Below are 23,451 nucleotides of genomic sequence, written 5' to 3' on the forward strand. Positions count from 1 at the left end.
GCCGGCGCAGGCAGTCAGGCGCCAAAATGGGCGGCGAGCCACCCCAGCCGTTCCAGTTCGTGGAACTCCTGCCCGCCCTCGTGCCCGTTGTAGGGGTAGACGCGGATTTCCTTCTCGCGGTGGCCCCAGGCGTTGAAGCTGGCGAACACCGTGGAGGGCGGGCAGGTGACGTCCATCAGCGCCACGGAAAACAGGGCGGGCACGCGGGCCAGCGCGGCGAGCGCCGTACCGTCAAAGTAGGACAGGGTCCCGAACACCGCTTCCTCACGATTCCGGAAGCGGCGCAGATAGGCGGCAATTTCGGCGTAGGGGAGGCTGTCGGTCACGGTGGCGGCACGGCGGAAGTGCTGCAGGAACGGCACGTCCGGCATGGCTCCGGTGACGCGCTGGGAGAGGGCAGCCGCGGCGATGGCGATGCCGCCGCCCTGGCTGACCCCGGCCACCACAATCCTTTCCGCATCCACCAGGGGGTGCGCGGCAGCTGCGTCCACGGCGCGGACGGCATCGGCATACACCCGGCGGTAGTAGTAGTCGCGCGGGTCCATGATTCCCTGTGTCATGCGTCCGGATACGGAGTTTTGCCCGGCCGCGGGGTGGTCATCGGGGGTATCCCCCGCCGAGCCTCCGGCACCCTGCCCGCGCGTGTCCATGATGAAGTGTGCATATCCGGCCTGCGCATACAGGGTGCCCTGGTGGGCCAGCCCGCGCCCGCCGCTATAACCCACATATTCCACGACCGCCGGCAACGGCCCCTGTACACCTGCCGGCACTTTCAGCCAGCCCTTGACCCGCGTGCCGCCAAAACCGGTAAACGTCACGTCGTAGCTGTCGATGAGTGCCAGGGAGTTTTCCACCAGGGCAAACTCCACGGTGTCAGCAGCAGCCGGAATGCCGCTGAGCGTCTCCTCCCAGAACGGCACAAGATCGGCCGGAACGGCAATGTCCGGCCGGTAACTGCGCAGTTCCTCCAGGGGAAGGTCAAACAGGGCCATGATGCTCTTTTCGTGAAGATCGGCGTCGCTGCGGGGAAAGTGTTTTCGAACTGACCCTACGACGGCGGACCGCCCCGGGCAAACGGACCGGCGCCACGTTGCGGACCATTGCGGCACGGTCCGCAGACTGCCGCAGGCACTGGAATTGTGACGGCCGACACGGCTAGACTGACAGCTTATGAATCCTTTCAATTCCTGATTTCCCTGACTGCCGCGCACCCATGACTGCCGCGCACCGCTGGGGCGCACAACCGCAAAAGGATCCCCATGCCGTACCCATCGTCTGATACCCCCGCTGCCAACCCAAGCCCGGCGGATTCCCGCGCCGCCCGCCTGTGGGAAGCCTTGCCCGGGCTCTCCTACGGCGCCGACTACAATCCGGAACAGTGGCCCGAGGACATCCGACGGCAGGATGTGGAACTGATGAAGGAAGCCGGCGTCACTGTACTGAGCGTCGGCATCTTCTCCTGGGCCTGGCTGGAGCCGTCCGAGGGCCGCTACGACTTCGCGTGGCTCGACGGCGTCCTGGACAGCCTGGCGGACGCCGGCATCAAGGTGGCCCTGGCCACCGCCACGGCAGCCCCGCCGGCCTGGCTGGTGCTCAAGCACCCGGAAATACTCCCGGTCGCCGCGGACGGAACCACGCTGGGACCGGGCTCACGGCGGCACTACTCGCCGTCGTCGTCCGTCTACCGTCGGTACGCGGCCCGGATGACGCGCGCCCTGGCGGACCGCTACGGGGACCACCCGGCGCTGGCCCTGTGGCATGTGGACAACGAACTCGGCTGCCACATTTCCGAATACTACGGTCCGGAGGATGCGGAGGCTTTCCGCGGCTGGCTGCGGCGGCGCTACGGCAGCATCGAGGCCTTGAACGATGCCTGGGGCACCGCATTTTGGTCCCAGCGCTACGGCGGCTTTGCCGAAGTCCAGCCGCCGGCGCCGGCGCCCACCACCTTGAACCCGACCCAGCAGCTGGACTTCCAGCGTTTCAGTTCCTGGGCGCTGATCGACTTTTACAACATGCTGGCCGCCGTCATCCACGAGGTCACCCCGGACGTCCCGACCACCACCAACCTGATGGCCTCCAGTGCCACCAAGTCGATGGACTATTTTTCCTGGGCCAAGGACCTGGATGTCATTGCCAACGACCACTACCTGGTGGCCGCGGACACCGAACGCCACATTGAGCTGGCCTTCAGCGCCGATCTGACCCGCGGCATAGCTGATGGAAAGCCGTGGATGCTCATGGAGCATTCCACCTCCGCCGTGAACTGGCAGCCGCGCAACCTGCCCAAGCTCCCCGGCGAGATGGCGCGCAACTCCCTGGCCCACGTGGCGCGCGGATCGGACGCCGTCATGTTCTTCCAGTGGCGCCAAAGCCGGCAGGGCTCGGAGAAATTCCACTCCGCCATGGTCCCCCACGACGGGACGGCCACCCGCGTTTGGAGGGAAGTGGTGGAACTCGGAGCCGCCCTGAAGGCGCTGGCACAGGTCCAGGGCTCCCGCGTGGAGTCACGCACCGCCATCATCTTTGACTACGAGGCATGGTGGGCCAGCGAGCTCGATTCCCACCCCAGCCAGGACGTGAAATACCTGACGCTGCTGCGCGCCTTCCATCGGGAACTTTTCCTGCGCGGCATCACGGCGGACCTTGTCCAACCCGGCGCCGACCTTTCCGGCTACAGCCTGATCCTGGTGTGCACGCTGTACACGGTCACGGATGCCGCGGCGGCCAACATCGCGGCCGCCGCGGAGCGCGGGGCCACGGTGCTCGTCAGCTACTTCAGCGGCATTGTGGACCAGCACGACGCCGTCCGCCTGGGTGGCTACCCCGGCGCCTTCAGGGAACTGCTGGGCATCAACTCCGAGGAGTTCCACCCGCTGCCCCAACACGGCACCGTGGGGCTGGACAACGGCTGGAAAGGACGGATCTGGAGCGAAAACGTCCGCCTGGCCGGCGCCGAAGCGGTGGTGTCCTTCACCGGCCACCCCTTGGCCGGGGTTCCGGCTCTGACCCGGCGCGTCGTGGGGAGCGGGGCAGCCTGGTACCTGGCCACGTTCCCGGACGACACCAGCCTGGCCGGCCTGCTCGATTCCCTGCTGGCAGAATCCGGTGTAGCCGCACCGGCGACGGCGCCTGCCGGGGTTGAGCTGACACGCCGCCTGGGTGCCGGCGGGGCAAGTTTCCTGTTTGTCATCAACCACACCGGCGCCGAGGCGGACGTGGCCGCTTCCGGAAGGGAACTGGTCACCGGAACGCAGTTCTCCGGAGTCGTCCAGCCAGGCGCCGTCGCAGTGATCGTGGAAGACGCCCCGGGAGGCCAGCCAGGTTAATAGCCGGGTCACCGCCGTATTCGGGCTGACATCAGCCCAGGGAGTTGGACCCTTCGTCGGACAGGATACGGCGGCCACCCTCGGGCGCCTCCCCCGAAGCCAGGGACTCCGGCACACCAGCGCCCTTCCGGTAGCGGTAGACGCCGATGGCAACCACCACGGCAGCCAGCGCCACTGAGGTCAGCAGTGCCTGCCGGGTATCGGAAACGATCACCATGCCCACCAACAGCGCCACGATGGTGACGATGGACAGCCAAGTCAAGTAGGGAAAGAGCCACATCTTCAAGGCGAGATCCTTCGCTCCCGCACCCATCCGGCGTCGCAGGATCAGCTGGGAGATGGCGATGACGAGCCACACGAAGAGGGCGATGGCACCGGAGGTGTTTACCAGGAACAGGAACACCGCTTCCGGGGCAAGGTAGTTCAGGCCCACCGTGATAAAGCCAACCACCGTGGAGGCGAGTACGGCCGTCGCCGGCACGCCGCGCTTGGAGATCTTGCGCCACGACTTCGGGGCGTCGCCGCGGGTGGACAGGGAGAAGACCATGCGGCTGGCCGTGTACAGGCCCGAGTTAAGGCAGGACAGCACCGAGGTCAGCACCACAATGTCCATGATGGTGCCGGCACCGGGGATGCCGAATAGGTCGATCACCGCAACATAAGGGCTCTTGGCCACCGACGCGTCATTCCACGGCAGCAGCGTCACCACCACGGCGATGGAACCGATGTAAAAAATCAGAATGCGCCAAACGGTGGACTTCACAGCCTTCTTCACCGCATCCACGGGGTTCTCCGACTCCCCGGCGGCAATGGTGGCAATTTCTGCGCCGAAGAAGGAAAATACCACTACCAGGATTCCGGCCAGGACCGCGCCGGGGCCGTTGGGGAAGAATCCGCCGTTGCCGGTCAAGTTGCTCAGGCCCGGAGCGGCTACGCCGGGTATCAGGCCGAGGATGGCCGCGACGCCCAGAAGGAGGAACAGGATAATGGCGACCACCTTGACGGAGGCAAACCAAAACTCAAATTCGCCGTAGGACTTCACCGAGGCAATGTTGGTCAGCGTCAGCAACACCATCAGGACCAGCGCCCACTCCCATTGGTCCACCGCGGGCACCCATCGGTGCATGATCGCGGCACCGGCGGTGGCTTCCACGCCCAGCACGATGATCCAGAACCAGGCGTACAGCCAGCCGATGCTGAACCCTGCCCAACGTCCCAGCGCCTTGTCGGCGTAGGTGGAAAACGACCCCGTTTCCGGGTTGGCCGCAGCCATCTCCCCGAGCATGCGCATCACCAGAATGACGACCACGCCCGCCGCCGCGTAGGCGACGAGGATGCCCGGTCCCGCCTGCTGGATGGCGACGCCGGAGCCCACGAACAGGCCGGCGCCGATGACGCCGGCAATGGCGATCATGGAAAGGTGCCGGGGCTTGAGCGTTTTTGATAACTGTTGGTTCTGCTGCACTCGCAATACTTCCTTTGGACTGGCATGGCCGCGGCCACATTGCCGCGGACCTCAGTGATCTGTCCCACGGAGACTATTCAGCTTAAAACTGGCAAAGTTTGAACCATTTAGACATTGACCCAGAATTGTGGAGCAAAACTAGACAAACGCACATTGCCACGCAGTGCTGGGCGCATTTGTTTACCATGAGAAAACACGCACTGCCGCGGCTCCGAAGACGGCGACGGTCCTACATCCCCGCGATCTTGCGGTGCAGACGCCGTGTGGGATCCACCCGGACCGCCCACGGCGGGGATCATTGGGGCAACTTGCCTCACCGGGCAAATCGCCCTTGTTACGGTAAATCCGGATGACTGTGACTCGCCGGTTCCTCGCACACGGCCACGTCCAGGAGGTCGCCGACGTTCCTGGACGTTCTTGGACGCGACAGGACCCCGACTACGTCCGGTGGGCCGAGCTGTGGGTGCCGGCCTGAAAGTTCCCGCCGGTGGCTTGGGATCCCCAAATACTTTCGGCGCGTCCCCCACGTGGGTGGGGAACACGCCGAAAGTACGTGGCCAATGGTGGGCCGCGAAAGTATGGAGCCTTAGATCAGGCCCTGGGCCAACATGGCGTCGGCCACCTTGACGAAGCCGGCGATGTTGGCGCCCACCACGTAGTTGCCCGGGGAACCATAGGTCTCCGCGGTCTCGGCGCAACGGTCGTGGATGCCGACCATGATCTCAGTGAGGCGCTGCTCGGTGTGCTCAAACGACCACGCGTCACGGCTGGCGTTCTGCTGCATCTCCAGAGCCGAGGTGGCCACGCCGCCGGCGTTGGCCGCCTTGCCGGGACCGAACAGAATACCGGCATCCTGGAAGACCGAGACGGCACCGCTGGTGGAAGGCATGTTGGCGCCTTCGGCAACCGCAATGAGCCCGTTCTTCACCAGGCGCGTTGCGGCTTCCGTGTTGAGTTCGTTCTGCGTCGCGCAGGGCAGCGCCACCGCCGTGTCAACGTCCCAGACGGAGCCGCCTTCGACGTAACTCACCGAAGCGCCACGGCGGACCGCGTATTCCTTCAGGCGGCCGCGCTCCTTTTCCTTGATCTGGCGCAGCAGATCCACGTCGATGCCGGCCTCGTCCACAATGTAGCCGGAGGAGTCCGAACAGGCCACAACCTTCGCGCCAAATTGCTGGGCCTTGGCGATGGCGAAGGTGGCCACGTTGCCGGAGCCCGAGACCACCACCCGCTGGCCGTCAAAGGAGGTGCCGCGGGTCTTGAGCATTTCCTGGGTGAACAGCACAGTGCCGTAGCCGGTTGCTTCCGGGCGTACCAGGGAGCCGCCCCAGCCAATTCCCTTGCCGGTCAGGACCCCGGATTCATAGCGGTTGGTGATGCGCTTGTACTGGCCGAACAGGTAGCCGATCTCGCGACCGCCCACGCCAATGTCGCCCGCGGGGACGTCGGTGTATTCGCCAATGTGGCGGTAGAGCTCGGTCATGAAGCTCTGGCAAAAGCGCATGACTTCGCCGTCGGACTTGCCGCGGGGGTCAAAGTCGGAGCCGCCCTTGCCGCCGCCGATCGGCATGCCCGTCAGGGCGTTCTTGAAGATCTGCTCAAAGCCGAGGAACTTTACAATGCCCAGGTACACCGAGGGGTGAAAGCGCAGCCCGCCCTTGTACGGGCCCAGCGCGGAGTTGAACTCGACCCGGAAGCCGCGGTTGATCTGCACGCGGCCCTGGTCGTCGCTCCACGGGACACGGAAGATGATTTGGCGCTCGGGCTCGCACAGGCGCTGCAGGACAGCGGCGTCAACAAATTCTGGATGTTTATCCAGTACCGGGCCGAGGCTTTCGAAAACCTCGACGACTGCCTGGTGGAATTCCTTTTCCCCGGGATTGCGGGCCAAAACCTGCTCCCGGATGGCTTCGAGCCTGGTGTCCATGAATCTCCTGAGAATGGTGGGGCGTCGAAATGTGACGCATAAATATGCTCAGTTGCAATTTTCCAGTCACACCGCGCCATTAAGCCAATTATTCTTGAGATTCGAGACTGCGTGCGTGATCCTGCAGATATTTGAGGATCACGGCTGTTTTTGGGGTCCGGAGGCGTGACGGCCCGGGCCGGTCAGTCCCTGCGGCGGCGGAACGCAGGCAGGTTTGCCAGCAGGTCCGCGGCCTTGTTGGCGGCCCGGCCCACGCTGCGGGTGATGTGCTGCTGCACGGACGGATCTTGTCCCCCGGCCGGCACGACGACGGCGGCCCTTGCGGCGTCTGCCGGGGCGGCGGCCCTCACGGCCCCGGTGGCCAGCGCTATCCCCGCTGCCGGTTCCAGTGCGGGCCTCGCAGCCGGTGCCGCCTGCGCCGCCGGTTCCAGGGCGGGCCGGGCTCCAGCCGGGTCGGTGCGCCCGTCGATGGCAGGCGACCGGGAGGGCCCACCGTCGTCAATTGTGGCGGGGCCGCCCGCCGGCGCACCATTGCGGGCAGCAACCGCTGTCCGCGCGGCAGCTGCCGGGGCGGCCCCCGAACCCGCGGCCGATCCAGCCGCAGGCCGCGCCCCGCGCGCCACCCCGGCACCGAGTCCGTCAAGCCATTCGGCGACCAGCGACAGCGGTTCCGTATTGATGCTGTAAAAACGTTTTTGGCCCTGGGCGCGCATGGTCACCACGCCGGCCTCGCGGAGCACGCGCAGGTGCTTGGAAACGGTGGGCTGGGAAACGCCCAGTTCCTCAACGAGCTGACCCACCGCCTTGTGCTCCCCCGCCAGCGCCTCCAGGATGTCCCTGCGCGTGCCCTCGGCAATGACGGCAAATACTTCTTCTACGACCATCACACCACCCTAGCGACATATGCCCGCCACGGCATCTTCAGTCGAACCACGGATCCAGCCCGTACAGCGGGAACACCGCTTTGCGCGTCGCCATGACGGTCCTGTCCAGCGCGTCGGAGGGGTTGTAGCCCACTTCCCACGACCTCCACCAGGTGTCGGCGTCTTCGCCCATCAGCAGCGGCGCCACCCTGCCGTGGCGCTCCAGCACATAGTCGCGCCAAGGTTGTGGCACGGGAGCGCGCAGCGGCACCGGCCGTCCGGCGGCAATGGCCATCAGGTGGGTCCACACGCGCGGCACCACGCTGACAATGTTGTAGCCGCCGCCACCGGTGGCCAGCCAGCGCCCGCCGCACACCTTGTCGGCCAGTGCCGCAATGGACAGGGCCGCCTCGCGCTGGGCGTCCACGCTGGTATTCAGGTGGGAGAGCTCGTCGTCGCGGTGCGAGTCGCAGCCGTGCTGGCTGACAATGACCTCCGGAGCGAAAGCGGCCACCAGCTGCGGCACGACGGCGTGAAAGGCCCGCAGCCAGCCGGCGTCGGAGGTGCCCGCCTGCAGGGCCACGTTGACCGCGGTGCCCTGCGCCTGCGGCCCGCCAATTTCGTTGGCGAAGCCGGTGCCGGGAAAAAGTGTCAGCCCCGACTCGTGCAGGGAGATGGTCAGTACCCGGGGGTCGTCCCAGAAGATGCTTTGGGTGCCGTCGCCGTGGTGAGCGTCGATGTCGATGTACGCAACCTTCCGCACGCCGGAGTCGAGCAGGCGCCTGACGGCCATGGCGGCGTCGTTGTAGATGCAGAAGCCGCTGGCCTTCTCACGGCTGGCATGGTGCATGCCGCCGCCAAAGTTCACGGCGCGCACCGCGGCCCCTGAGATAAGTGCATCCGCGGCGCTCAGGGATGCGCCTCCCAGGCGGGCGCTGGCCTCATGCATGCCGGCAAAGGCCGGATCGTCCTCGGTGCCCAGCCCGCGGTCCGGATCGGACAATGTGGGATCGGCCCCTACCCGGCGGACCGCGGCGATGTAGTCGCGGCTGTGCACGGTGGCGAGTTCGTCGTCGGACGCCACATGGGAGGCTTCCACGCTCACCTGCGGAAGGTCGAAGATGCCCAGCTCCCTGGCGAGCCGCGAGGTCAGCTCCAGCCGCTTTGGCGACATGGGGTGGCTGGGGCCAAAATTGTACGCAGACATGGCCGCATCGCAGACTATGCTTGTCGGGACGGCCGCGGGCCCGGTGCTGGCAATGGATGACATCCATCACAGGTTACCGAACTCCGTTCGACTTTGCCGTATCGGCGGGGTCGGGGCGGGAACGAATAGGCAAATCACGGGCAGGAGGGCTGGCAGACACCTTGGCCATTAAACCCACCCAGGCGCACGGCACGCGGCGCTGGCCCTTCACCCAAGTGGCAATGGTCCGCGACTTTGTGGACCGGGTTGCCAACAGCTCGCCCGCCCGGCTCGCATTGACCGTCTTTGCTCTGGTCATTCTGGCCTTCACCCTGGCGCTGACCCTGCCGGCAGCTGCCCGCGACGGTCAGGCCACCTCCTTCCACGACGCCTTGTTCACCGCCACCTCCGCCGTGTGCGTCACCGGCCTGACCACCGTCTCCACCGCCTTGCACTGGTCGTTCTTTGGCCAGCTGGTGATCTTGATCGGCATCTTTGTGGGCGGCCTGGGCATCCTGACGCTGGCCTCGCTGATGTCCCTGATGGTCAGCAAGCGGCTCGGTGTCCGGGGAAAGCTCATCGCCCAGGAGGCCATGAATGCGGGGCGGTTAGGCGAGGTCGGCACGCTGCTGCGCATTGTCATCAGCACCTCGGTGGCCATCGAGGTGGTGCTGGCCCTGGCGCTGGCGCCGCGGTTCCTGATTCTGGGTGAATCCCTGCCCGAGGCCATCTGGCATGCGACGTTTTACTCCATTTCCGCCTTCAACAACGCCGGCTTCACACCCCATTCCGACGGCGTGGTCCCGTACGAGGCTGACTTGTGGATCCTGGTTCCATTGATGGTTGGCGGTTTTATCGGCAGCCTGGGCTTTCCCGTGCTGATGGTTCTGCTGGCCACCGGTTTCCGCTTCAAAAAGTGGACACTGCACGCCAAGCTCACCATCGAGGTCTCGCTCATGCTGCTTGTCGCCGGTGCCGTCGCGTGGGGTGCCATGGAGTGGACCAACCCCGTTACCATCGGCAAGATGAGTGTGGGCGACAAGATCACGCACTCCATCTTTGCCTCCGTCATGACCCGTTCCCTGGGCTTCAACCTGGTGAACATGGACCAGATGCATTCTTCCACGATGCTGCTCACGGATGCCCTGATGTTTGTGGGCGGCGGTTCGGCATCCACGGCCGGCGGCATCAAGGTCACCACCTTGGCCGTGATGTTCCTGGCGATCGTGGCCGAGGCCCGAGGCGACACCGACGTGAAAATTCACGGACGCACCATCCCGCAGGGGAGCATGCGCGTGGCCATTTCCGTGATCATGATGGGCGCCACCATGGTCGCGGTGGCCTGCGGCCTGCTGCTGGCGATCAGCGGCCAGCCCCTGGACAGGGTTCTGTTCGATACCATTTCCGCCTTTGCCACCGTGGGCCTGAGCACCGGGCTGAGCTCCGAGCTGCCGCCCGCGGGCGTCTATGTCCTCACCGCCATGATGTTCATGGGCCGCGTGGGATCCATCACGCTTGCCTCGGCCCTGGCACTGCGCCAGCGCCGCCAGCTGTACCACTATCCGGAAGAGAGGCCGATCATTGGCTGACAAGATGAATTCCAGCGACCGCCCGCCGCACAACGCACCGGTCCTGGTGATCGGGCTGGGCCGTTTTGGCGCGTCCACGGCCCACCAGCTGGTCAAACAGGGGCGTGAGGTGCTCGCCATCGAACGCGACCCCGCCCTGGTGCAGAAGTGGGCCGGCGTCCTCACCCACGTGGTGGAGGCCGATGCCACCAACATTGACGCGCTCCGCCAGCTCGGCGCGCAGGACTTCAGCTCCGCCGTCGTCGGGGTGGGCACATCCATCGAATCCAGCGTGTTGATCACCGTGAACCTGGTGGACCTGGGGATCGCCCACCTGTGGGTCAAGGCCATCACCCAGTCGCATGGGAAGATCCTGACCCGGATCGGTGCCAACCATGTCATTTATCCGGAGGCCGACGCCGGCGTCCGCGCCGCACACCTGGTGGGCGGGCGCATGCTGGACTTCATCGAATTCGACGACGACTTCGCCATCGTGAAGATGTATCCGCCCAAGGAGACCCAGGGCTTCACGCTCGAGGAGTCAAAGGTGCGGTCCAAGTATGGGGTGACCGTGGTGGGCGTGAAGTCGCCGGGCGAGGACTTCACGTATGCGCAGCCCGGCACCCGCGTCTCCAGCCGGGACATGCTCATTGTCTCCGGCTATGTCGACCTGCTTGAGCGCTTCGCGGCCCGCCCCTGACCTCACGTTTTCGGGCCGGCCGGCGTCTACAGGGCATGGAGGTAAAAATGATGCTCAGGCACATAGTTTTTGACTCACCCATCGGTCCGCTGACCGCAGTGGGGAACGACGCCGGACTGGTGGCCGTGTACATGGCGGAGCACAGGCGCCGGCCGGGTTGGGAGACGTTGGGCGAGCGGGTTCCGGCATCCGATTCGCCGGTGCTTGCTGCCGCGGTTGAACAGCTGGGCGAGTATTTTACCGGCGGCCGCCGCGAATTTTCGGTGCCGCTGGCCCCCGCCGGGAACCCGTTCCAGCACCGGGTCTGGGACGCACTGCGCCAGATTCCCTTCGGGGAACTGCGCACGTACGGGGACCTGGCGGCCATGCTCGGGGACCGCTCCATGGCTCAGGCCGTGGGGTCCGCCAACGGCCGCAACCCCATCAGCATCATCGTCCCGTGCCACCGTGTGGTGGGCGCCGACGGTTCGCTGGTCGGTTACGCCGGCGGGCTGGAACGCAAGCAGTTCCTCCTGGAGCTGGAAAACCCGTCGCGGGTCCAAACTGAAGCGTTGTTTTGAGCCGGATTTCCGCCGCGGTTCCGCCGCCGTCGCAGGAGGGCGGAGCGCGTGCACTTCCGCCGTTCGAGTCCCTCGTGGCCTCCCACGGCCCGGCCGTGCTGCGGGTGTGCCGGGCACTGGTCGGGTTCCAGGACGCTGACGACGTCTGGCAGGACACTTTCCTGGCCGCCCTGCGCGTCTATCCGTCCGCACCGGTGTCCAACTATGAGGCATGGCTGGTGGCGATCGCACGGAACAAGGCGATGGACCACCACCGCAAGGCTGCAAGGCTGCCCGTCCCGGCTGGCTCCGGCGGTTCCGGCGAAACTGCCGGTGGCCTCCCCGGCGGCCAGCTTGCGGGCGGCCAGCTTGCGGGCGGCCAGCTTGGCGCGCCCCGCCCGGGCGGGGCGCAGGCGGCAGGAGGGGACGGCGTCGCACATGCCGTGGAGGCCGGTGAGGACGCCGCCGTGGTGTGGGCGGCGCTTGGTACGCTGCCGGCCAAGCAGCGCGGGGCCGTGGTGTACCACCACTTGGCCGGTCTCCCCTATGCCGAGGTTGCGGGGTTGCTGGGGAACTCGGAGGCGGCCGCGCGGCGGGCCGCGGCCGACGGGATGACGGCGCTGCGGAAGTTCTTGGCGCACGACGGAAAGGGACAACCATGACGAAGACACGATTCCCGGCGTCCGCGATCCTCCCCGCGGCGGCAGTCGGTTCGGGCGGATCCGGCCAACTGCCACCCGAACTGGCGCGGCTCGCGGGCGGGGAGCCGGAAACGTTGGCACGGCTGGGCGGGCTGCTCCTGGCCGCGGCGGGCAGGGACGGCCTGGTGGATGTGGCGTACCGGGTGGTCGACTCCCCCGTGGGGCCGCTGCTGCTGGCCGGCACGGATGTCGGCCTGGTCCGGATTGCCTTTGCCATCGAGGGGCACGACGCAGTGCTGGAGTCCCTGGCGGCCACCATCAGCCCGCGCGTGTTGCGCGCCCCGGCCCGGCTGGACGCGGCGGCCCGGGAACTCGACGAGTACTTTGGCGGGAGCCGGCATGCCTTCGACCTTCCGCTGGACTTGCGGCTGGCCAACGGATTTCGTCGCGAGGTGCTTGCGCACCTGCCGGAAATTGGCTACGGGCACACGGCCAGCTACGCAGCCGTCGCCGCGCTGACGTCCAGCCCCCGCGCCGTGCGGGCGGTGGGGACCGCGTGCGCCCGCAATCCGTTGCCGCTGGTGGTTCCGTGTCACCGCGTGGTCCGCTCCGACGGCGGCAGGGGCTCGTATCTGGGCGGGACCGCCGCGAAGGCGCTGCTGCTGGACCTGGAAGCGGCCGCCGAGTAGCCCCCTCCCGACGCCGTATCACCTTTGGTGGCAAATCCCACGACGCCGTATCACCTTTGGTCGCGATTCAAAGGTCGCCGTATCACTCCCCATGCACCTGCTCAGCCGGTGCGGTATTTGGTGATACAGCGTCCGCGATAAAGGGACCAAAGGTGATACGGCGTCGGCGAAAGATGCGCCAAAGGTGATACCGCGTTATTGCGCGGCGAGCTCCTTGGTGATTTCGGCGGCGCGTGCCGCGGCGGCCTTCGCTCCGGCACTCACAATGCCGGGCAGGCCCAGCTTCTCAAAAGTGGCGATGGCCTGTTCGGTCGTGCCTTTGGGGCTGGTTACGCCGCGGCGCAGCGCCTCCGCGTCCGCACCGGGCTCGGCGAGCATGAGGCCCGCCCCCGCCACGGTTTCGCGGGCAAGGACCTGGGAAGTCTCGGCGGAGAGCCCGAATTCCTGCGCAGCGGCCGCCATGGCCTCCACCAGGTAGAACGCGTAGGCGGGTCCGGAACCGCTGATGGCGGAGACGGCATCCTGCTGGTCTTCAGGAACGTCGAGCACCACGCCGGAACCGTCAAAGATCTCGTGGGCCGCAGCCAGGTCGTGTTCGTCCGCAGTGGTCCCGGCAGAGAGCGCCACCACGCCACGTCCCACCTTCAACGGAGTGTTAGGCATCGAGCGGACCACGGGCTGGCCCGGGCGCAGGGCACCTTCGAGCTGCTCCAGTGAAACGGCCGCGGCCACACTGACCACCACGGCACCGGGATCCAGGTGTTCGGCAATCTCGCGGCAAAGCGCTGCAATGCCAACTGGCTTGACTCCGAGAATCACCACGGAGGCGCCGGCCACTGCCTCCGTGTTGGCGTTGCTTTCCTCATTCGAGGCCAAGGCAGTAACTCCATGGCGTTGGGCCAGTTCCTCCGCCCGTTCAGCCCGGCGGACGGTGACGGTCACGGATTGTGGGGGCGTCCCAGCGGACAGCAACCCGGTCAGAATTGCCTCGCCCATGGAACCACAGCCTAGAAATACGATCTTTTTGCTCATGCCTCCATCTTTCTTGTCCGGCTCCCGGCATGCAACAACGGGCCAAACATTGGGCGTACATGTCGCCCCGCGATGGGATTGCCAGACTTCTCCCAGCCCGGTGGGGGTCTTTGCCCAGAAAGCCGGATTAGTGTCTTAAGTACCTCATAGAGGTGCGAGTGATGATGGACCGGCGGTTGTTTTCAACTGGTGGCCCGGAGCGCCGGAAGTGGCTAGGTATCCCCCAAGATCTAGCACTGCTTCCGGCGTTTCCCGCGCTTAAGGCCGAAGTTCCGAGGTTGGGGCGGGCGCCAAACACTTAAAGGCAAACGCACAGCCTGTGCCCCGGCTATTCCCAAGTGCGGCCCCTATTGTTTTAAGTACCTCATAAGGGTGCGAGTGATGATCGGACTGGTCTTGTCCTGAAGACCAGTCAAATCGCCGGAGAACTCGCCAGTGTTTCCCCCCATCCACTGGCATCAAGTTCTCCGGCGATTTCGCATTTAAGCCTCCGACGCCGATTGCGCCTGCCGGCCCCGCCATCTCAACCAGCACTGGTCAGCACCGTCCCAACGACAAACGCTCCCTTCGGGGCCAAAAGGGCAAACGCTCCCTCTCCCAATGAGGGAGCGTCCTGGATTTAACCCCCAGAGCTGCGGGAGCGTCTGTCAAAAAACACGCCAAGGGTGAGGGAGCGTCCGGGGCTCGATCGCGGAGCCCCGCTACGAAAGCGTCTGCCCCAAGTGCACGCGCGCGAATTCAAGTGTTTCGGCCAGCCATTCCTCGCGCTGCCCGGCGCCCTTGGCCTTGCGGGTGGAAATCTCCGCCACCACGGCGCCGTCGAAGCCGTTGCCGGCGATGTGCTGGAGCACCTCGACGCATTCCTGGGTGCCGTGCCCCGGGATCATGTGCTGGTCCTTCGTCGACGGCGAGGTGCCGTCGGTCAGGTGGATGTGCCGCAGCCGCGAACCAAGGGCGAGGACAGCGTCCAGGCTGGAGGCGCCGGCGGAGGCAGCATGGGAAAAGTCCCAGGTGACGTCCTTGTAGTCCTGCGGCACCGGGTCCCAGTGCGGCAGGTAGGCCAGCGCTTCGCGCCCGCGGACCCGCCAGGGATACATGTTTTCCACGGCGATGCGGATCCCGAACGCGTCGGCAATGTCGCGCACACCGTGCGCGAAGGTCTCCGCGTAGTCGTTCTGCCAGCGGAACGGGGGATGCACCACCACCACGTCGGCCCCCACGTCCACGGCCATCTGCGCGGAGCGCTGGACCTTGTTCCACGCACTACCCCACACCTGCTGCGTCAGCAGCAGCGTGGGCGCATGGATGGCCACAATGGGCTGGTCGTACCTTTCAGCCAGCGTGTTCAGGGCGCGGGCGTCCTGGCTGTCGCCGTTGTGCGTCACCAGCACCTCGACGCCGTCGTAGCCCAGGTCCGCCGCCACGGCAAAGCCGTCATGGACGCTCAACGGGTAGACCGACGCCGTGGACAGGGCCACCGGAATCCTGCGCCGGGGCACCTGCGTGCCGGCCGCCGTCGGGCCTTCGGAGGGGATGGGATCGGTTGGTGTTGTGTTCATGACCGCCTAAAGTGTCGCCGAATTGGTCAGCTTACCCACATGCGCGGGCCGATCCAACGGTCCGTCAAAGACCAGCTGGTCCAGGCGCCGCAGGATCAGGCCCTCGCGCAGCGCCCACGGGCTGATTTGCATGGACTGGACCTTGAACAACTCCAGGGCCGCCTGCGCCACGAGCGCCCCGGCCAGCACCTGTTTGGTCCGGGCCACGGAGACGCCCGGCAGGTGCAGCCGGTCCGCAGATGACATGGCGGAGAGCCGCTGGCTCCACAGGCCCAAGTCCGTCAGGTGCAGTTCGCGCTTGACATAGGGTCCCATGGACGACGGCGCCGCCCCCGTAATGCGCGCCAGCGCCCGGAAGGTCTTGGAGGAGCCCGTAACGATGTTCGGCGCCCCGAGCGCCTGGGTCAGGGCGACTGGCTCCTTCAGGGTGGCCCTGATGTGCCTGCGCAGTTCCTTCACGCTCTTGGCCGTGGGCGGGTCCTCGGTGAGCCAGTCGCGCGTGAGCCGGCCGGCACCCAGCGGCACCGAATGGGCCAGGTCGGGAAGTTCGTTGGAGCCCTGGGCAATTTCAAGGGAGCCACCGCCGATGTCCAGGTTCAAGATGGTGCCTGCGTCCCAGCCGTGCCAGCGGCGGACGGCAAAGAACGTCATGGCTGATTCCTCCTCGCCGGTCAGCTCCGTCAGCCGGATGGTGGTCTCGTGCTGCACACGCGCCAGAACCTGGGCACCATTGGTGGATTCGCGGATGGCGGAGGTGCAAAACGCCAGCAGGTCCTTCGCCTTGTGCTTGGCGGCGAACTCCCACGCCTCCAGAATGAACTCGATGAGTTCATGCTGGCCCTCGTCGGTGATGTTGCCGGCGGCGTCCAGGTACTGCACCAGGCTCAGCGCCCGCTTGTGCGACGCGTAAGGCACCGGCATTGCGCCGGGTCGGGCATCAACGAGCAGCAGGTGGACGGTGTTGGAGCCGATGTCGAGCACGCCTAATCTCATGTGCCCATTATTGCGCGTTCCAGTTCCCATGAGGCGACGGTCCCGTACGTTACTTCTTCGACGCCGCCTTGCGCTTGGCCGGCGCCTTGGCAGTTCGCTTGACGGGGCCGCGTTCGCGCTTGTCGGCCAGGAGTCCGACGGCGATTTCCCGGGTCAGTTCCTCCACCTCCGTGTCGCGGGGCACGGTGATGTTGGTGACGCCGTCGGTGATGTACGGGCCAAAGCGACCCTCCTTCACCACGATGTTCTTGCCGGAGACGGGATCCTCGCCAAACTCGGCCAGCGGGGCCACCGCGGCACGGGCACCGCGCTGCTTGGGTTGGGAGTAGATCTCCAGCGCCGCCTCCAGTGCGATGGTGAAGATCTCGTCCTCGCTGCCAATGGAGCGGGAGTCGGAGCCCTTCTTCAGGTACGGGCCAAAACGGCCGTTCTGGACGGTGATCTCGTTGCCCTCGGCATCGGCACCGAGCACGCGCGGCAGGCTCATGATGGCCAGCGCCTCGTCGAGCGTGATGGTGTCCACGGTCATGGTCTTGAACAGCGAGCCCGTGCGAGGCTTGGCCTTGACAGGCTTCTTGGCAGGCTTCGGCTTGCCGTTCTTGTAGTACTCCACCGGCTGGTTGGCGAATTCTTCCTCGGTCATCTCCGGGATGACCTCGGTGACGTATGGTCCGTAGCGGCCGTTCTTGGCCACGATGGTCCGCCCGGTGGCCTCCTCGACGCCGAGCACGCGCTCTTCCGGGGCGGCCGTCGCCATGAGCTCCTGCGCCTTGGCGGGCGTGAGCTCGTCCGGGGCCAGGTCCTCGGGGACGTTGGCGCGGGCCGCCTCGATGATCTCCCCGGTCTTGGGGTCCAGCGTGGGGACGGTGCTTTCCAAGTACGGGCCGAACTTGCCGACCCGCAGCACCAGGTCCTCGCCGATTTTGATGGAGTTGATGTCCCGGGCGTCGATCTCCCCGAGGTTGTTCACAATGGCCAGCAGGCCGGCGTCTGTGTCGTCACCAAAGTAAAAGTGCTTGAGCCATTCGGAGCCCTTGTCCTCGCCGTTGGCAATCCGGTCCAGGCCGGTTTCCATGCCGGCGGTGAACTTGTAGTCAACGTAGGAGGTGAAGTGTTGTTCCAGCAGGCGGATCACGGAGAAGGCAATCCAGGTGGGGATCAGGGCTGAACCCTGCTTGCGCACATAGCCGCGGTCCATGATGGTGGACAGCGTGGAGGCGTAGGTGGACGGTCGCCCGATGTCCCGCTCTTCCATTTCCTTCGTCAGCGACGCTTCCGTAAAGCGCGGCGGCGGGGAGGTTTCGTGGCCGTTGGCCGTGACGTCGGCCGCCTTCAGGGCGTCCTTTTCCTTCACGTTGGGCAGGCGCCGGTCTGAATCGTCCGCATCGTTGCGGGACTCGTCCCGGCCCTCCTCATAGGCGGCCAGGAAGCCGCGGAAAGTGATGACGGTGCCGGAGGCGGAGAACTCGGCGTCCTGCCCGGCGGCCGCGCCGCCCACGGCAGTGGCACCGAGCTTGATGGTCGCCGTCGAGCCCTTGGCGTCGGCCATCTGGGAGGCGACGGTGCGCTTCCAGATGAGTTCATACAGCTTGAACTCGTCGCCGCGCAGTGCGCTGGCCACCTGGGCCGGGGTGCGGAAGGAGTCGCCTGCGGGGCGGATGGCCTCGTGTGCCTCCTGCGCGTTGGAGCTCTTGTTGGCGTAGACACGCTTGGCCGCGGGAACAAATTCGGGGCCGTACAGTTCCGAGGCCTGGCGGCGGGCGGCGTTGACGGCCTCGTCGCTCAGCGAGGACGAGTCGGTACGCATATAGGTGATGTAGCCGTTTTCATACAGGCGCTGGGCGGTCTGCATGGTTGATTTGGAGGAGAAGCGCAGCTTTCGCCCGGCCTCCTGCTGGAGGGTCGACGTCGTAAACGGTGCGGCGGGCCGGCGCGTGTACGGCTTGTGCTCCATGGAACGGACGGCAAAGTCGGCGTGCAGCAGGCTGGCGGCCAGTGCCTTGGCGGCCACCTCGTCCAGTTGCGCCACGTTCTTCCCGGTGAGCTCACCCTTGTCGTTGAAGTCCCGGCCGGAGGCGACGCGCCTGCCGTCCAGGGCGGAGAGCTTGGCACTGAAGGGCTCGCCCGCGGAGGCGTCGGGGGTGAATGTGCCCAACAGGTCCCAGTATCCGGCGGAACGGAACGCCATGCGCTCACGTTCACGCTCAACCACCATGCGGGTCACCACTGACTGCACGCGGCCTGCGGACAGGCCGCGGGAGACCTTGCGCCAGAGCACGGGGGAAATCTCGTAGCCGTAGAGGCGGTCCAGGACGCGGCGGGTCTCCTGGGCGTCCACCAGGTCGGTGTCCAGCTCGCGCAGGTTGCCCAGGGCGCGCTGCAGGGATTCCTTGGTGATTTCCGCGAAGGTCATGCGGTGCACGGGCACCTTGGGCTTGAGCACCTCGAGCAGGTGCCACGCGATGGCCTCGCCTTCGCGGTCCCCATCAGTTGCGAGGTAAAGTTCGTCGGCGTCCTTGAGCTGTGCCTTCAGCTCCGCGACCTTCTTTTTCTTGTCCGGGGAGATGACGTAATACGGTTTGAAGCCGTTCTCCAGATCCACGGCAAACTTGCCGATCGGGGACTTTTTCAGGTCCGCGGGCAGGTCCGAAGGCTGCGGCAAATCCCGGATGTGGCCAATGGAAGCCTCGACGACGAATCCCTCGCCAAGGTACTTGGCGATGGTCTTGCTCTTGGCAGGGGACTCTACGATTACGAGCTTCTTGCCGGTCTTCGGCTTGCTGGCTGCCTTGCTTGGCACGGTACTCCTACAGGGAATGAAAGGTTGGGCTGGAGGCGCCCCCCATGTGCCTAGTTCACCATATTTTTACCGCGAACACGTATTGCAGGGGAAACGCGGGCATGATTGCGTCAATGTCGGGAGGTCGGCGGCGGAGCGTGCGCGCGGCGTTCCGGGAGGCGCGCGGCTACTCGATTTCGTCGTCGAAGGTCACTGCGGCGATGGTGGGCAGCCGGGCCAGTTCCGCGAGCAGGCCGGTCTTCGCACCGAGGCCCTCAATTTCAAGTTCGACTTCCACCAGGCTGGCCGAGTCCGGCATGGATTCGGCGTTGAAGAGCCGCCCCATGGTGCTGGCGCCACCCTCGGAAACTGTCCTCGTGCTGAAGCCGAGGATCTGAAAACCCTGCTGTGTGCAGGCCTGCAGGATCTCCCGAAGGGCGCCTGTGCCGTCCACGTACTGCACCTGCAGCACGTGGTAGCGGCGGCCGGACAGCCGCCCGCGCTTCAGGACCTTTGAATACGCCACCACCACCAGGAAGTACGCCGCTGTGACGAACGCCGCATACAGCACCAGCCCGGAGCCGGCGGCCGCCCCCACCGCGGCCGTGAGCCAGACGGATGACGCCGTGGTGAGCCCGCGGACCTTGTTCCGGCGCACAAACACCAGGCCGGCGCCGATGAAGCCGATGCCGGAGACGATTTGGGCGGCCACGCGGGAAGGGTCCAGCGTAACGGTGCCGGTGGCGACGACGTCGGAAAATCCATATTTGCCGACCACAACGAACAACGCAGCGCCCAACCCGACCAGGGCGTGCGTGCGCATCCCGGCCGACTTGTTGTTGATCTGCCGTTCCAGCCCGATCAGCGTGGGGAGCACGACGGCGGCCGTGAGGCAGAGCAGGATGGCCCACCACGGCGCGTTGGCGGCGAGGATCATGGCGCCGCCTCTTCCGAGTCCGCCGTGTCCGCGGGGAGGAGGAAGCCGTCGCGGACCAGATTGCGAACTTCGGCTTCCAGACCGTCAACAAATTCCGGGTCCGGGCGCTCCAACAACGCGGCAAGGGCGCCGATGAGCTGGCCCACCGTCAGTTCACCGTCGCTTGCGGAGACAAAGCCGGCCAGTTCAGTGCTCAGGAGGTTGGTACGGCGCAGCCCCGAGCCCTGGCGGAGCAGGATGACGCCCGGGTGCTCGGCCCCCGGCTTTTGGTGGCGCTCCTCGGTGACGTCCCCGGCCACCACAAAGTACTCGCCCAGGATGGAGTCGCGGGCGTCCAGCCAGGCTTCACGGTCCAGGGTGGCGGCCAGATGCGGGCCCACGGGCTGTTCGATCGGGTACAGAATTTCCTCAAAGCGGGTGGAGGTGTTCAAGGGGTCCGGCGTGCTGCCGGAGGCGGCTGCGCGCGGATCCGTCCCCTGTGCTGCGTCCTGAGCGGCGCCCCGGGCCGCGTCCGGCTTGCGCAGCAGAATGTAGCCAAAGCCGATCCCGGCCACGTTGCGGGAGGTGAAATCGTGCAGATAATCAGCGTAAGCACTGGCGTAGGCGTCCGCATCCCGGCCCTGCGAGGCATCCTGCAGCCAGGTTTCGGCGTAGGCACCGGGGCTGACTTGCTCACGCTGAATGAACCAGGCCTGCACGTCCTCCGCGAGCCACCGACTGGGGCGGGCGGCCCACTCAAGGTCCGTTCCGGCGTCGCCCTTCACCACTTCCCAGTTGCCGAGCATCTGGGCGATACCGCCCGGGGCCAGGATGGTCGGGAGGCCGCGGACCAGGGTTTCCACGATGGCGTCGCCAGCCAGCCCGCCGTCGCGGTAGGTGAACTGTGTCCCGGAGTCCTCGCCGCGGTGCCGGGGCGTGATGACGAAAGGCGGGTTGGAGACCACCAGGTCGAAGGTCTCCCCGGCCACCGGTTCCAGCAGGCTGCCCAGGCGCAGGGAAACGCGGGCGTCCTGATTGTTGGGGTCAAAGTCGGCAGCGGACAGTCCCAGCGCCGCGGCGTTCAGAACCAAATTGAAGCGGGTGAACGCCAAGGCACGTTCGGAAATGTCCGTGGCCACCACGGTGTTGGCGTGGTGGAGCAGGTGGAAGAGCTGGATGCCGCAGCCGGTGCCCAGGTCCAGCGCACGGCCCACCACGCGGCGGATGGTGCCCTGAGCCAGGGTCAGCGACGCCTGGCCAATGCCCAGCACGTGGTCCTTGCGCAGCACGCCGGGGCGCTGGTGGGCGCCGAGGTCACTGGCCACCCAAAGGTCTGTGTCCGCACCGCCGGGGGTTTCGGCGGGCCAGCCGTAGGGGCGCAGGTCCACGGCGGCACGCAGCAGTGCCGGGCCCCGGGCCGCGGCATTTTCGGCCTCGCTGGCGGACTGATCCACAGCTTCACTGACGGCTTCAGGCGCGGCTTCCGACTCGGCTTCGACCAGGCCCAGGGTTGCGAGCGCGTCCAGGCCCACCCGGGGCAGCGCTTCGGCGAGCGCTTCCGGGGTAACGGCCTCGGCCAGGAGCCACAATCTGGCGACGGTAGCCAGCGGCTCCGTCCGCCCATGCAAGGCAAGCGACGCCGGCACCGTCTGGTCCCGGCCAAGCGCCTGGTGAGCTTCCGCACCGAGGAGCCCCGCCACGCCGTCGACCGTGTAGTCCAGGGCGGCCAAATCGGCCGCGAGTGCCGCCAGGACGGCAGGGTTGTCGCTGCGTGGGGCATCCGGGACGGTGGCAAAATCGTTCATGCCCCCAGCCTAACGAGTACAGAGTGGGCGCTGGGCACTGGCCACTGGCCACTCGCGGAGCGACTTGCTGACTGGGGCACCGCGGTAGGGTTGGGCCATGAATGCGGCTTCTGATCGAGACGGTGGGGGCGCTTCGGGCACCCCGTTGATTCTGCACTTGGGGCATGAGGAACTTGTCATTCGCCAGCGCTACGAGACGGTCAGCATCGTGAACGACCTGTTGATCGGTGGCTGGTTTCTGGTGGGGAGCTTCTTCTTTTTTTCGCCCGCACTGACCCATGTCGGCACGTGGCTGTTCGTACTGGGCAGTATTGAAATGCTGATCCGGCCTGCCATCCGCTTCACGCGAAGGGTGCACTTGCGCCGCTACCACCCGGATGTCCCCGGAATTGGCGACGGCGGCCACGACTTTTAGCCGGACGTTGCGTTGTAGCGCGACGAGACGGTTCATGCGCGGGCCCCACTCCACACAGAACCCGGGAAGCTCTTTGCGAGCTGGCGAATGTGCCGGGATCAGTCGGCGCAGCCTTGGGGGCATTGCAGCGTGGCGGGATCGGCGGAGCACCTGGCGCAGTACAGATTTAAGTTGCGGCAGTTCGGATTGGCACAGTTTTCAAACTTGTTGGTGGGGCTTTCGCAGCGGATGCAGCGGCCGATTTCCTTGGCCTCGTCGCTGAACTCCATGTGCATGCGTTTGTCGAAGACGTAGAGGGATCCTTCCCACAGGCCCTCGTCCTTGAACGTTTCGCCGTAGCGGACAATGCCGCCGTCCATCTGGTAGACCTCCTTGAACCCGCGGTTGACCATCAGGGAACTGAGGACTTCACAGCGGATGCCACCGGTGCAGTAGGTGACCACCGGCTTGTCCTTGAGGTTGTCGTACTTGCCGGAGTCCAGTTCGGCGATGAAGTCGTGTGTGGTGGCGACGTCCGGGACGATGGCATTTTTGAACTTGCCGATCTGGGCTTCGAAGGCGTTGCGGCCGTCAAAGAAGACGACTTCCTCGCCGGTACTTTTCTTGGCTGCGACCAGTTCGTGGAGTTCCTCCGGCAACAGGGACGTCCCGCCGCCCACCACGCCGTGCTCGTCCACCTTTAGTTCGCCGGGGGCACCAAAGCTGACGATTTCGTCGCGGGCCTTTACGCTCAGCCGTGGAAAATCGTCGCCGCTGCCGTCAGACCACTTGATGTCGATGTCCTTGAAGCCGGCGTATTCGCGCGTTGTCTTCAGGTACTGCTTGAGGTTCTTGATGTCCCCGCCCACTGTGGCGTTGATGCCGTCCTTGGAGATGAGGATGCGGCCCTTGAGATTGAGTTTCTCGCACAGGGCACGCTGCCAGAGCCGCACCGCGTCCGGGTCCAGGACCGGGGTAAAGCCGTAGAAGAGCACAATTTTGTTCAAAGCCACGTATTTAAGCGTACGGGGTGGCGCCAAACCGAACACATCGTGGCTGCTCCGCT

The 23,451-nt window shown here is 66.0% G+C and carries 19 protein-coding genes; 7 read left to right on the top strand and 12 right to left on the bottom strand.

Annotated features, from left to right (window positions below; genetic code table 11):
• Positions 1-14 precede the first annotated feature (14 nt).
• Positions 15-992, bottom strand: a complete 978-nt coding sequence (locus tag CVV68_RS15095; protein WP_110501837.1) for an acetylxylan esterase — start codon at positions 990-992, stop codon at positions 15-17.
• Positions 993-1,259: 267 nt separating this feature from the next.
• Here CVV68_RS15095 and CVV68_RS15100 point away from each other — a divergent pair, with 267 nt between their 5' ends.
• Positions 1,260-3,329 (top strand): beta-galactosidase, encoded by a 2,070-nt coding sequence (locus tag CVV68_RS15100; RefSeq protein WP_110501838.1) that lies wholly within the window; start codon positions 1,260-1,262, stop codon positions 3,327-3,329.
• Between the two features lie 31 nt (positions 3,330-3,360).
• Here the strand turns inward: CVV68_RS15100 and CVV68_RS15105 are convergent, their stop codons facing one another.
• The 4 genes from CVV68_RS15105 to CVV68_RS15120 all read right to left on the bottom strand — a co-directional run bounded on the left by CVV68_RS15105 (position 3,361) and on the right by CVV68_RS15120 (position 8,791).
• Positions 3,361-4,794, bottom strand: coding sequence for an amino acid permease (locus CVV68_RS15105; protein ID WP_110501839.1), 1,434 nt, complete (start codon positions 4,792-4,794; stop codon positions 3,361-3,363).
• 586 nt (positions 4,795-5,380) lie between these two features.
• On the bottom strand, positions 5,381-6,721 hold the full coding sequence (gdhA, locus tag CVV68_RS15110) for an NADP-specific glutamate dehydrogenase (RefSeq protein WP_110501840.1): 1,341 nt from the start codon (positions 6,719-6,721) through the stop codon (positions 5,381-5,383).
• A gap of 182 nt (positions 6,722-6,903) precedes the next feature.
• On the bottom strand, positions 6,904-7,605 hold the full coding sequence (locus tag CVV68_RS15115) for an ArsR/SmtB family transcription factor (protein WP_110501903.1): 702 nt from the start codon (positions 7,603-7,605) through the stop codon (positions 6,904-6,906).
• Between the two features lie 37 nt (positions 7,606-7,642).
• Positions 7,643-8,791 (bottom strand): acetoin utilization protein AcuC, encoded by a 1,149-nt coding sequence (locus CVV68_RS15120; protein ID WP_110501904.1) that lies wholly within the window; start codon positions 8,789-8,791, stop codon positions 7,643-7,645.
• A 221-nt stretch (positions 8,792-9,012) separates the two neighbouring features.
• On the opposite strand from CVV68_RS15120, the gene CVV68_RS15125 reads away from it, so the two are divergent.
• The 5 genes from CVV68_RS15125 to CVV68_RS15145 are packed head-to-tail and all read left to right on the top strand — an operon-like array spanning position 9,013 to position 12,907.
• Positions 9,013-10,359, top strand: a complete 1,347-nt coding sequence (locus CVV68_RS15125; RefSeq protein ID WP_110501906.1) for a TrkH family potassium uptake protein — start codon at positions 9,013-9,015, stop codon at positions 10,357-10,359.
• A 4-nt stretch (positions 10,360-10,363) separates the two neighbouring features.
• Positions 10,364-11,038, top strand: a complete 675-nt coding sequence (locus CVV68_RS15130; RefSeq protein WP_110501905.1) for a potassium channel family protein — start codon at positions 10,364-10,366, stop codon at positions 11,036-11,038.
• A gap of 47 nt (positions 11,039-11,085) precedes the next feature.
• Positions 11,086-11,598 carry a methylated-DNA--[protein]-cysteine S-methyltransferase gene (locus tag CVV68_RS15135; RefSeq protein WP_110501841.1) on the top strand — a complete coding sequence of 171 codons (513 nt, stop codon included), beginning with the start codon at positions 11,086-11,088 and terminating at the stop codon, positions 11,596-11,598.
• Positions 11,595-12,239 carry an RNA polymerase sigma factor gene (locus CVV68_RS15140; RefSeq protein WP_438502646.1) on the top strand — a complete coding sequence of 215 codons (645 nt, stop codon included), beginning with the start codon at positions 11,595-11,597 and terminating at the stop codon, positions 12,237-12,239. The genes CVV68_RS15135 and CVV68_RS15140 overlap by 4 nt, the downstream gene beginning before the upstream one ends.
• Positions 12,236-12,907 (top strand): methylated-DNA--[protein]-cysteine S-methyltransferase, encoded by a 672-nt coding sequence (locus CVV68_RS15145; RefSeq protein WP_110501842.1) that lies wholly within the window; start codon positions 12,236-12,238, stop codon positions 12,905-12,907. The genes CVV68_RS15140 and CVV68_RS15145 overlap by 4 nt, the downstream gene beginning before the upstream one ends.
• Positions 12,908-13,102: 195 nt before the next feature.
• Here CVV68_RS15145 and proC read toward each other — a convergent pair whose 3' ends face one another.
• From proC to CVV68_RS15175, 6 genes are all read right to left on the bottom strand, one after another.
• Positions 13,103-13,939: a pyrroline-5-carboxylate reductase gene (proC, locus tag CVV68_RS15150; RefSeq protein ID WP_110501843.1), complete on the bottom strand. Its 837-nt coding sequence runs from the start codon at positions 13,937-13,939 to the stop codon at positions 13,103-13,105.
• 701 nt (positions 13,940-14,640) lie between these two features.
• Complete coding sequence (locus CVV68_RS15155; RefSeq protein ID WP_110501844.1) at positions 14,641-15,498, bottom strand: sugar phosphate isomerase/epimerase family protein; 858 nt, start codon at positions 15,496-15,498, stop codon at positions 14,641-14,643.
• Positions 15,499-15,504: 6 nt separating this feature from the next.
• Positions 15,505-16,491 carry a Ppx/GppA phosphatase family protein gene (locus CVV68_RS15160; RefSeq protein ID WP_110501845.1) on the bottom strand — a complete coding sequence of 329 codons (987 nt, stop codon included), beginning with the start codon at positions 16,489-16,491 and terminating at the stop codon, positions 15,505-15,507.
• 49 nt (positions 16,492-16,540) lie between these two features.
• Positions 16,541-19,291 (bottom strand): type I DNA topoisomerase, encoded by a 2,751-nt coding sequence (topA, locus tag CVV68_RS15165; protein ID WP_110501846.1) that lies wholly within the window; start codon positions 19,289-19,291, stop codon positions 16,541-16,543.
• 166 nt (positions 19,292-19,457) lie between these two features.
• Entirely contained in the window at positions 19,458-20,207 is a 750-nt protein-coding gene (locus CVV68_RS15170; protein ID WP_110501847.1) for an MgtC/SapB family protein, read from the bottom strand.
• Complete coding sequence (locus tag CVV68_RS15175; protein WP_110501848.1) at positions 20,204-21,991, bottom strand: DUF7059 domain-containing protein; 1,788 nt, start codon at positions 21,989-21,991, stop codon at positions 20,204-20,206. The genes CVV68_RS15170 and CVV68_RS15175 overlap by 4 nt, the downstream gene beginning before the upstream one ends.
• Positions 21,992-22,088: 97 nt before the next feature.
• Between CVV68_RS15175 and CVV68_RS15180 the strand changes: the two genes are divergently transcribed.
• Positions 22,089-22,406, top strand: coding sequence for a YrhK family protein (locus CVV68_RS15180; protein ID WP_110501849.1), 318 nt, complete (start codon positions 22,089-22,091; stop codon positions 22,404-22,406).
• 98 nt (positions 22,407-22,504) lie between these two features.
• Here CVV68_RS15180 and trhO read toward each other — a convergent pair whose 3' ends face one another.
• A complete protein-coding gene (gene trhO, locus CVV68_RS15185; protein ID WP_110501850.1) occupies positions 22,505-23,398 on the bottom strand; it encodes an oxygen-dependent tRNA uridine(34) hydroxylase TrhO in 894 nt (297 codons plus the stop codon).
• Positions 23,399-23,451 lie beyond the last annotated feature (53 nt).

Source organism: Arthrobacter livingstonensis, assembly GCF_003219815.1.
GTDB classification, from domain to species: Bacteria; Actinomycetota; Actinomycetes; order Actinomycetales; family Micrococcaceae; genus Specibacter; species Specibacter livingstonensis.

What these genes read in the sequence shown, in the direction of transcription:
- CVV68_RS15180 (WP_110501849.1), top strand. Translation starts at nt 22,089, where the DNA reads ATGAATGCGGCTTCTGATCGAGACGGTGGGGGCGCTTCGGGCACCCCG.
- CVV68_RS15125 (WP_110501906.1), top strand. Translation starts at nt 9,013, where the DNA reads ATGGTCCGCGACTTTGTGGACCGGGTTGCCAACAGCTCGCCCGCCCGG.
- CVV68_RS15095 (WP_110501837.1), bottom strand. Translation starts at nt 992, where the DNA reads ATGGCCCTGTTTGACCTTCCCCTGGAGGAACTGCGCAGTTACCGGCCG.
- gdhA (WP_110501840.1), bottom strand. Translation starts at nt 6,721, where the DNA reads ATGGACACCAGGCTCGAAGCCATCCGGGAGCAGGTTTTGGCCCGCAAT.
- CVV68_RS15100 (WP_110501838.1), top strand. Translation starts at nt 1,260, where the DNA reads ATGCCGTACCCATCGTCTGATACCCCCGCTGCCAACCCAAGCCCGGCG.
- CVV68_RS15130 (WP_110501905.1), top strand. Translation starts at nt 10,364, where the DNA reads ATGAATTCCAGCGACCGCCCGCCGCACAACGCACCGGTCCTGGTGATC.
- CVV68_RS15135 (WP_110501841.1), top strand. Translation starts at nt 11,086, where the DNA reads ATGATGCTCAGGCACATAGTTTTTGACTCACCCATCGGTCCGCTGACC.
- CVV68_RS15155 (WP_110501844.1), bottom strand. Translation starts at nt 15,498, where the DNA reads ATGAACACAACACCAACCGATCCCATCCCCTCCGAAGGCCCGACGGCG.
- CVV68_RS15175 (WP_110501848.1), bottom strand. Translation starts at nt 21,991, where the DNA reads ATGAACGATTTTGCCACCGTCCCGGATGCCCCACGCAGCGACAACCCT.
- CVV68_RS15145 (WP_110501842.1), top strand. Translation starts at nt 12,236, where the DNA reads ATGACGAAGACACGATTCCCGGCGTCCGCGATCCTCCCCGCGGCGGCA.
- CVV68_RS15120 (WP_110501904.1), bottom strand. Translation starts at nt 8,791, where the DNA reads ATGTCTGCGTACAATTTTGGCCCCAGCCACCCCATGTCGCCAAAGCGG.
- proC (WP_110501843.1), bottom strand. Translation starts at nt 13,939, where the DNA reads ATGAGCAAAAAGATCGTATTTCTAGGCTGTGGTTCCATGGGCGAGGCA.
- CVV68_RS15115 (WP_110501903.1), bottom strand. Translation starts at nt 7,605, where the DNA reads ATGGTCGTAGAAGAAGTATTTGCCGTCATTGCCGAGGGCACGCGCAGG.
- CVV68_RS15170 (WP_110501847.1), bottom strand. Translation starts at nt 20,207, where the DNA reads ATGATCCTCGCCGCCAACGCGCCGTGGTGGGCCATCCTGCTCTGCCTC.
- CVV68_RS15160 (WP_110501845.1), bottom strand. Translation starts at nt 16,491, where the DNA reads ATGAGATTAGGCGTGCTCGACATCGGCTCCAACACCGTCCACCTGCTG.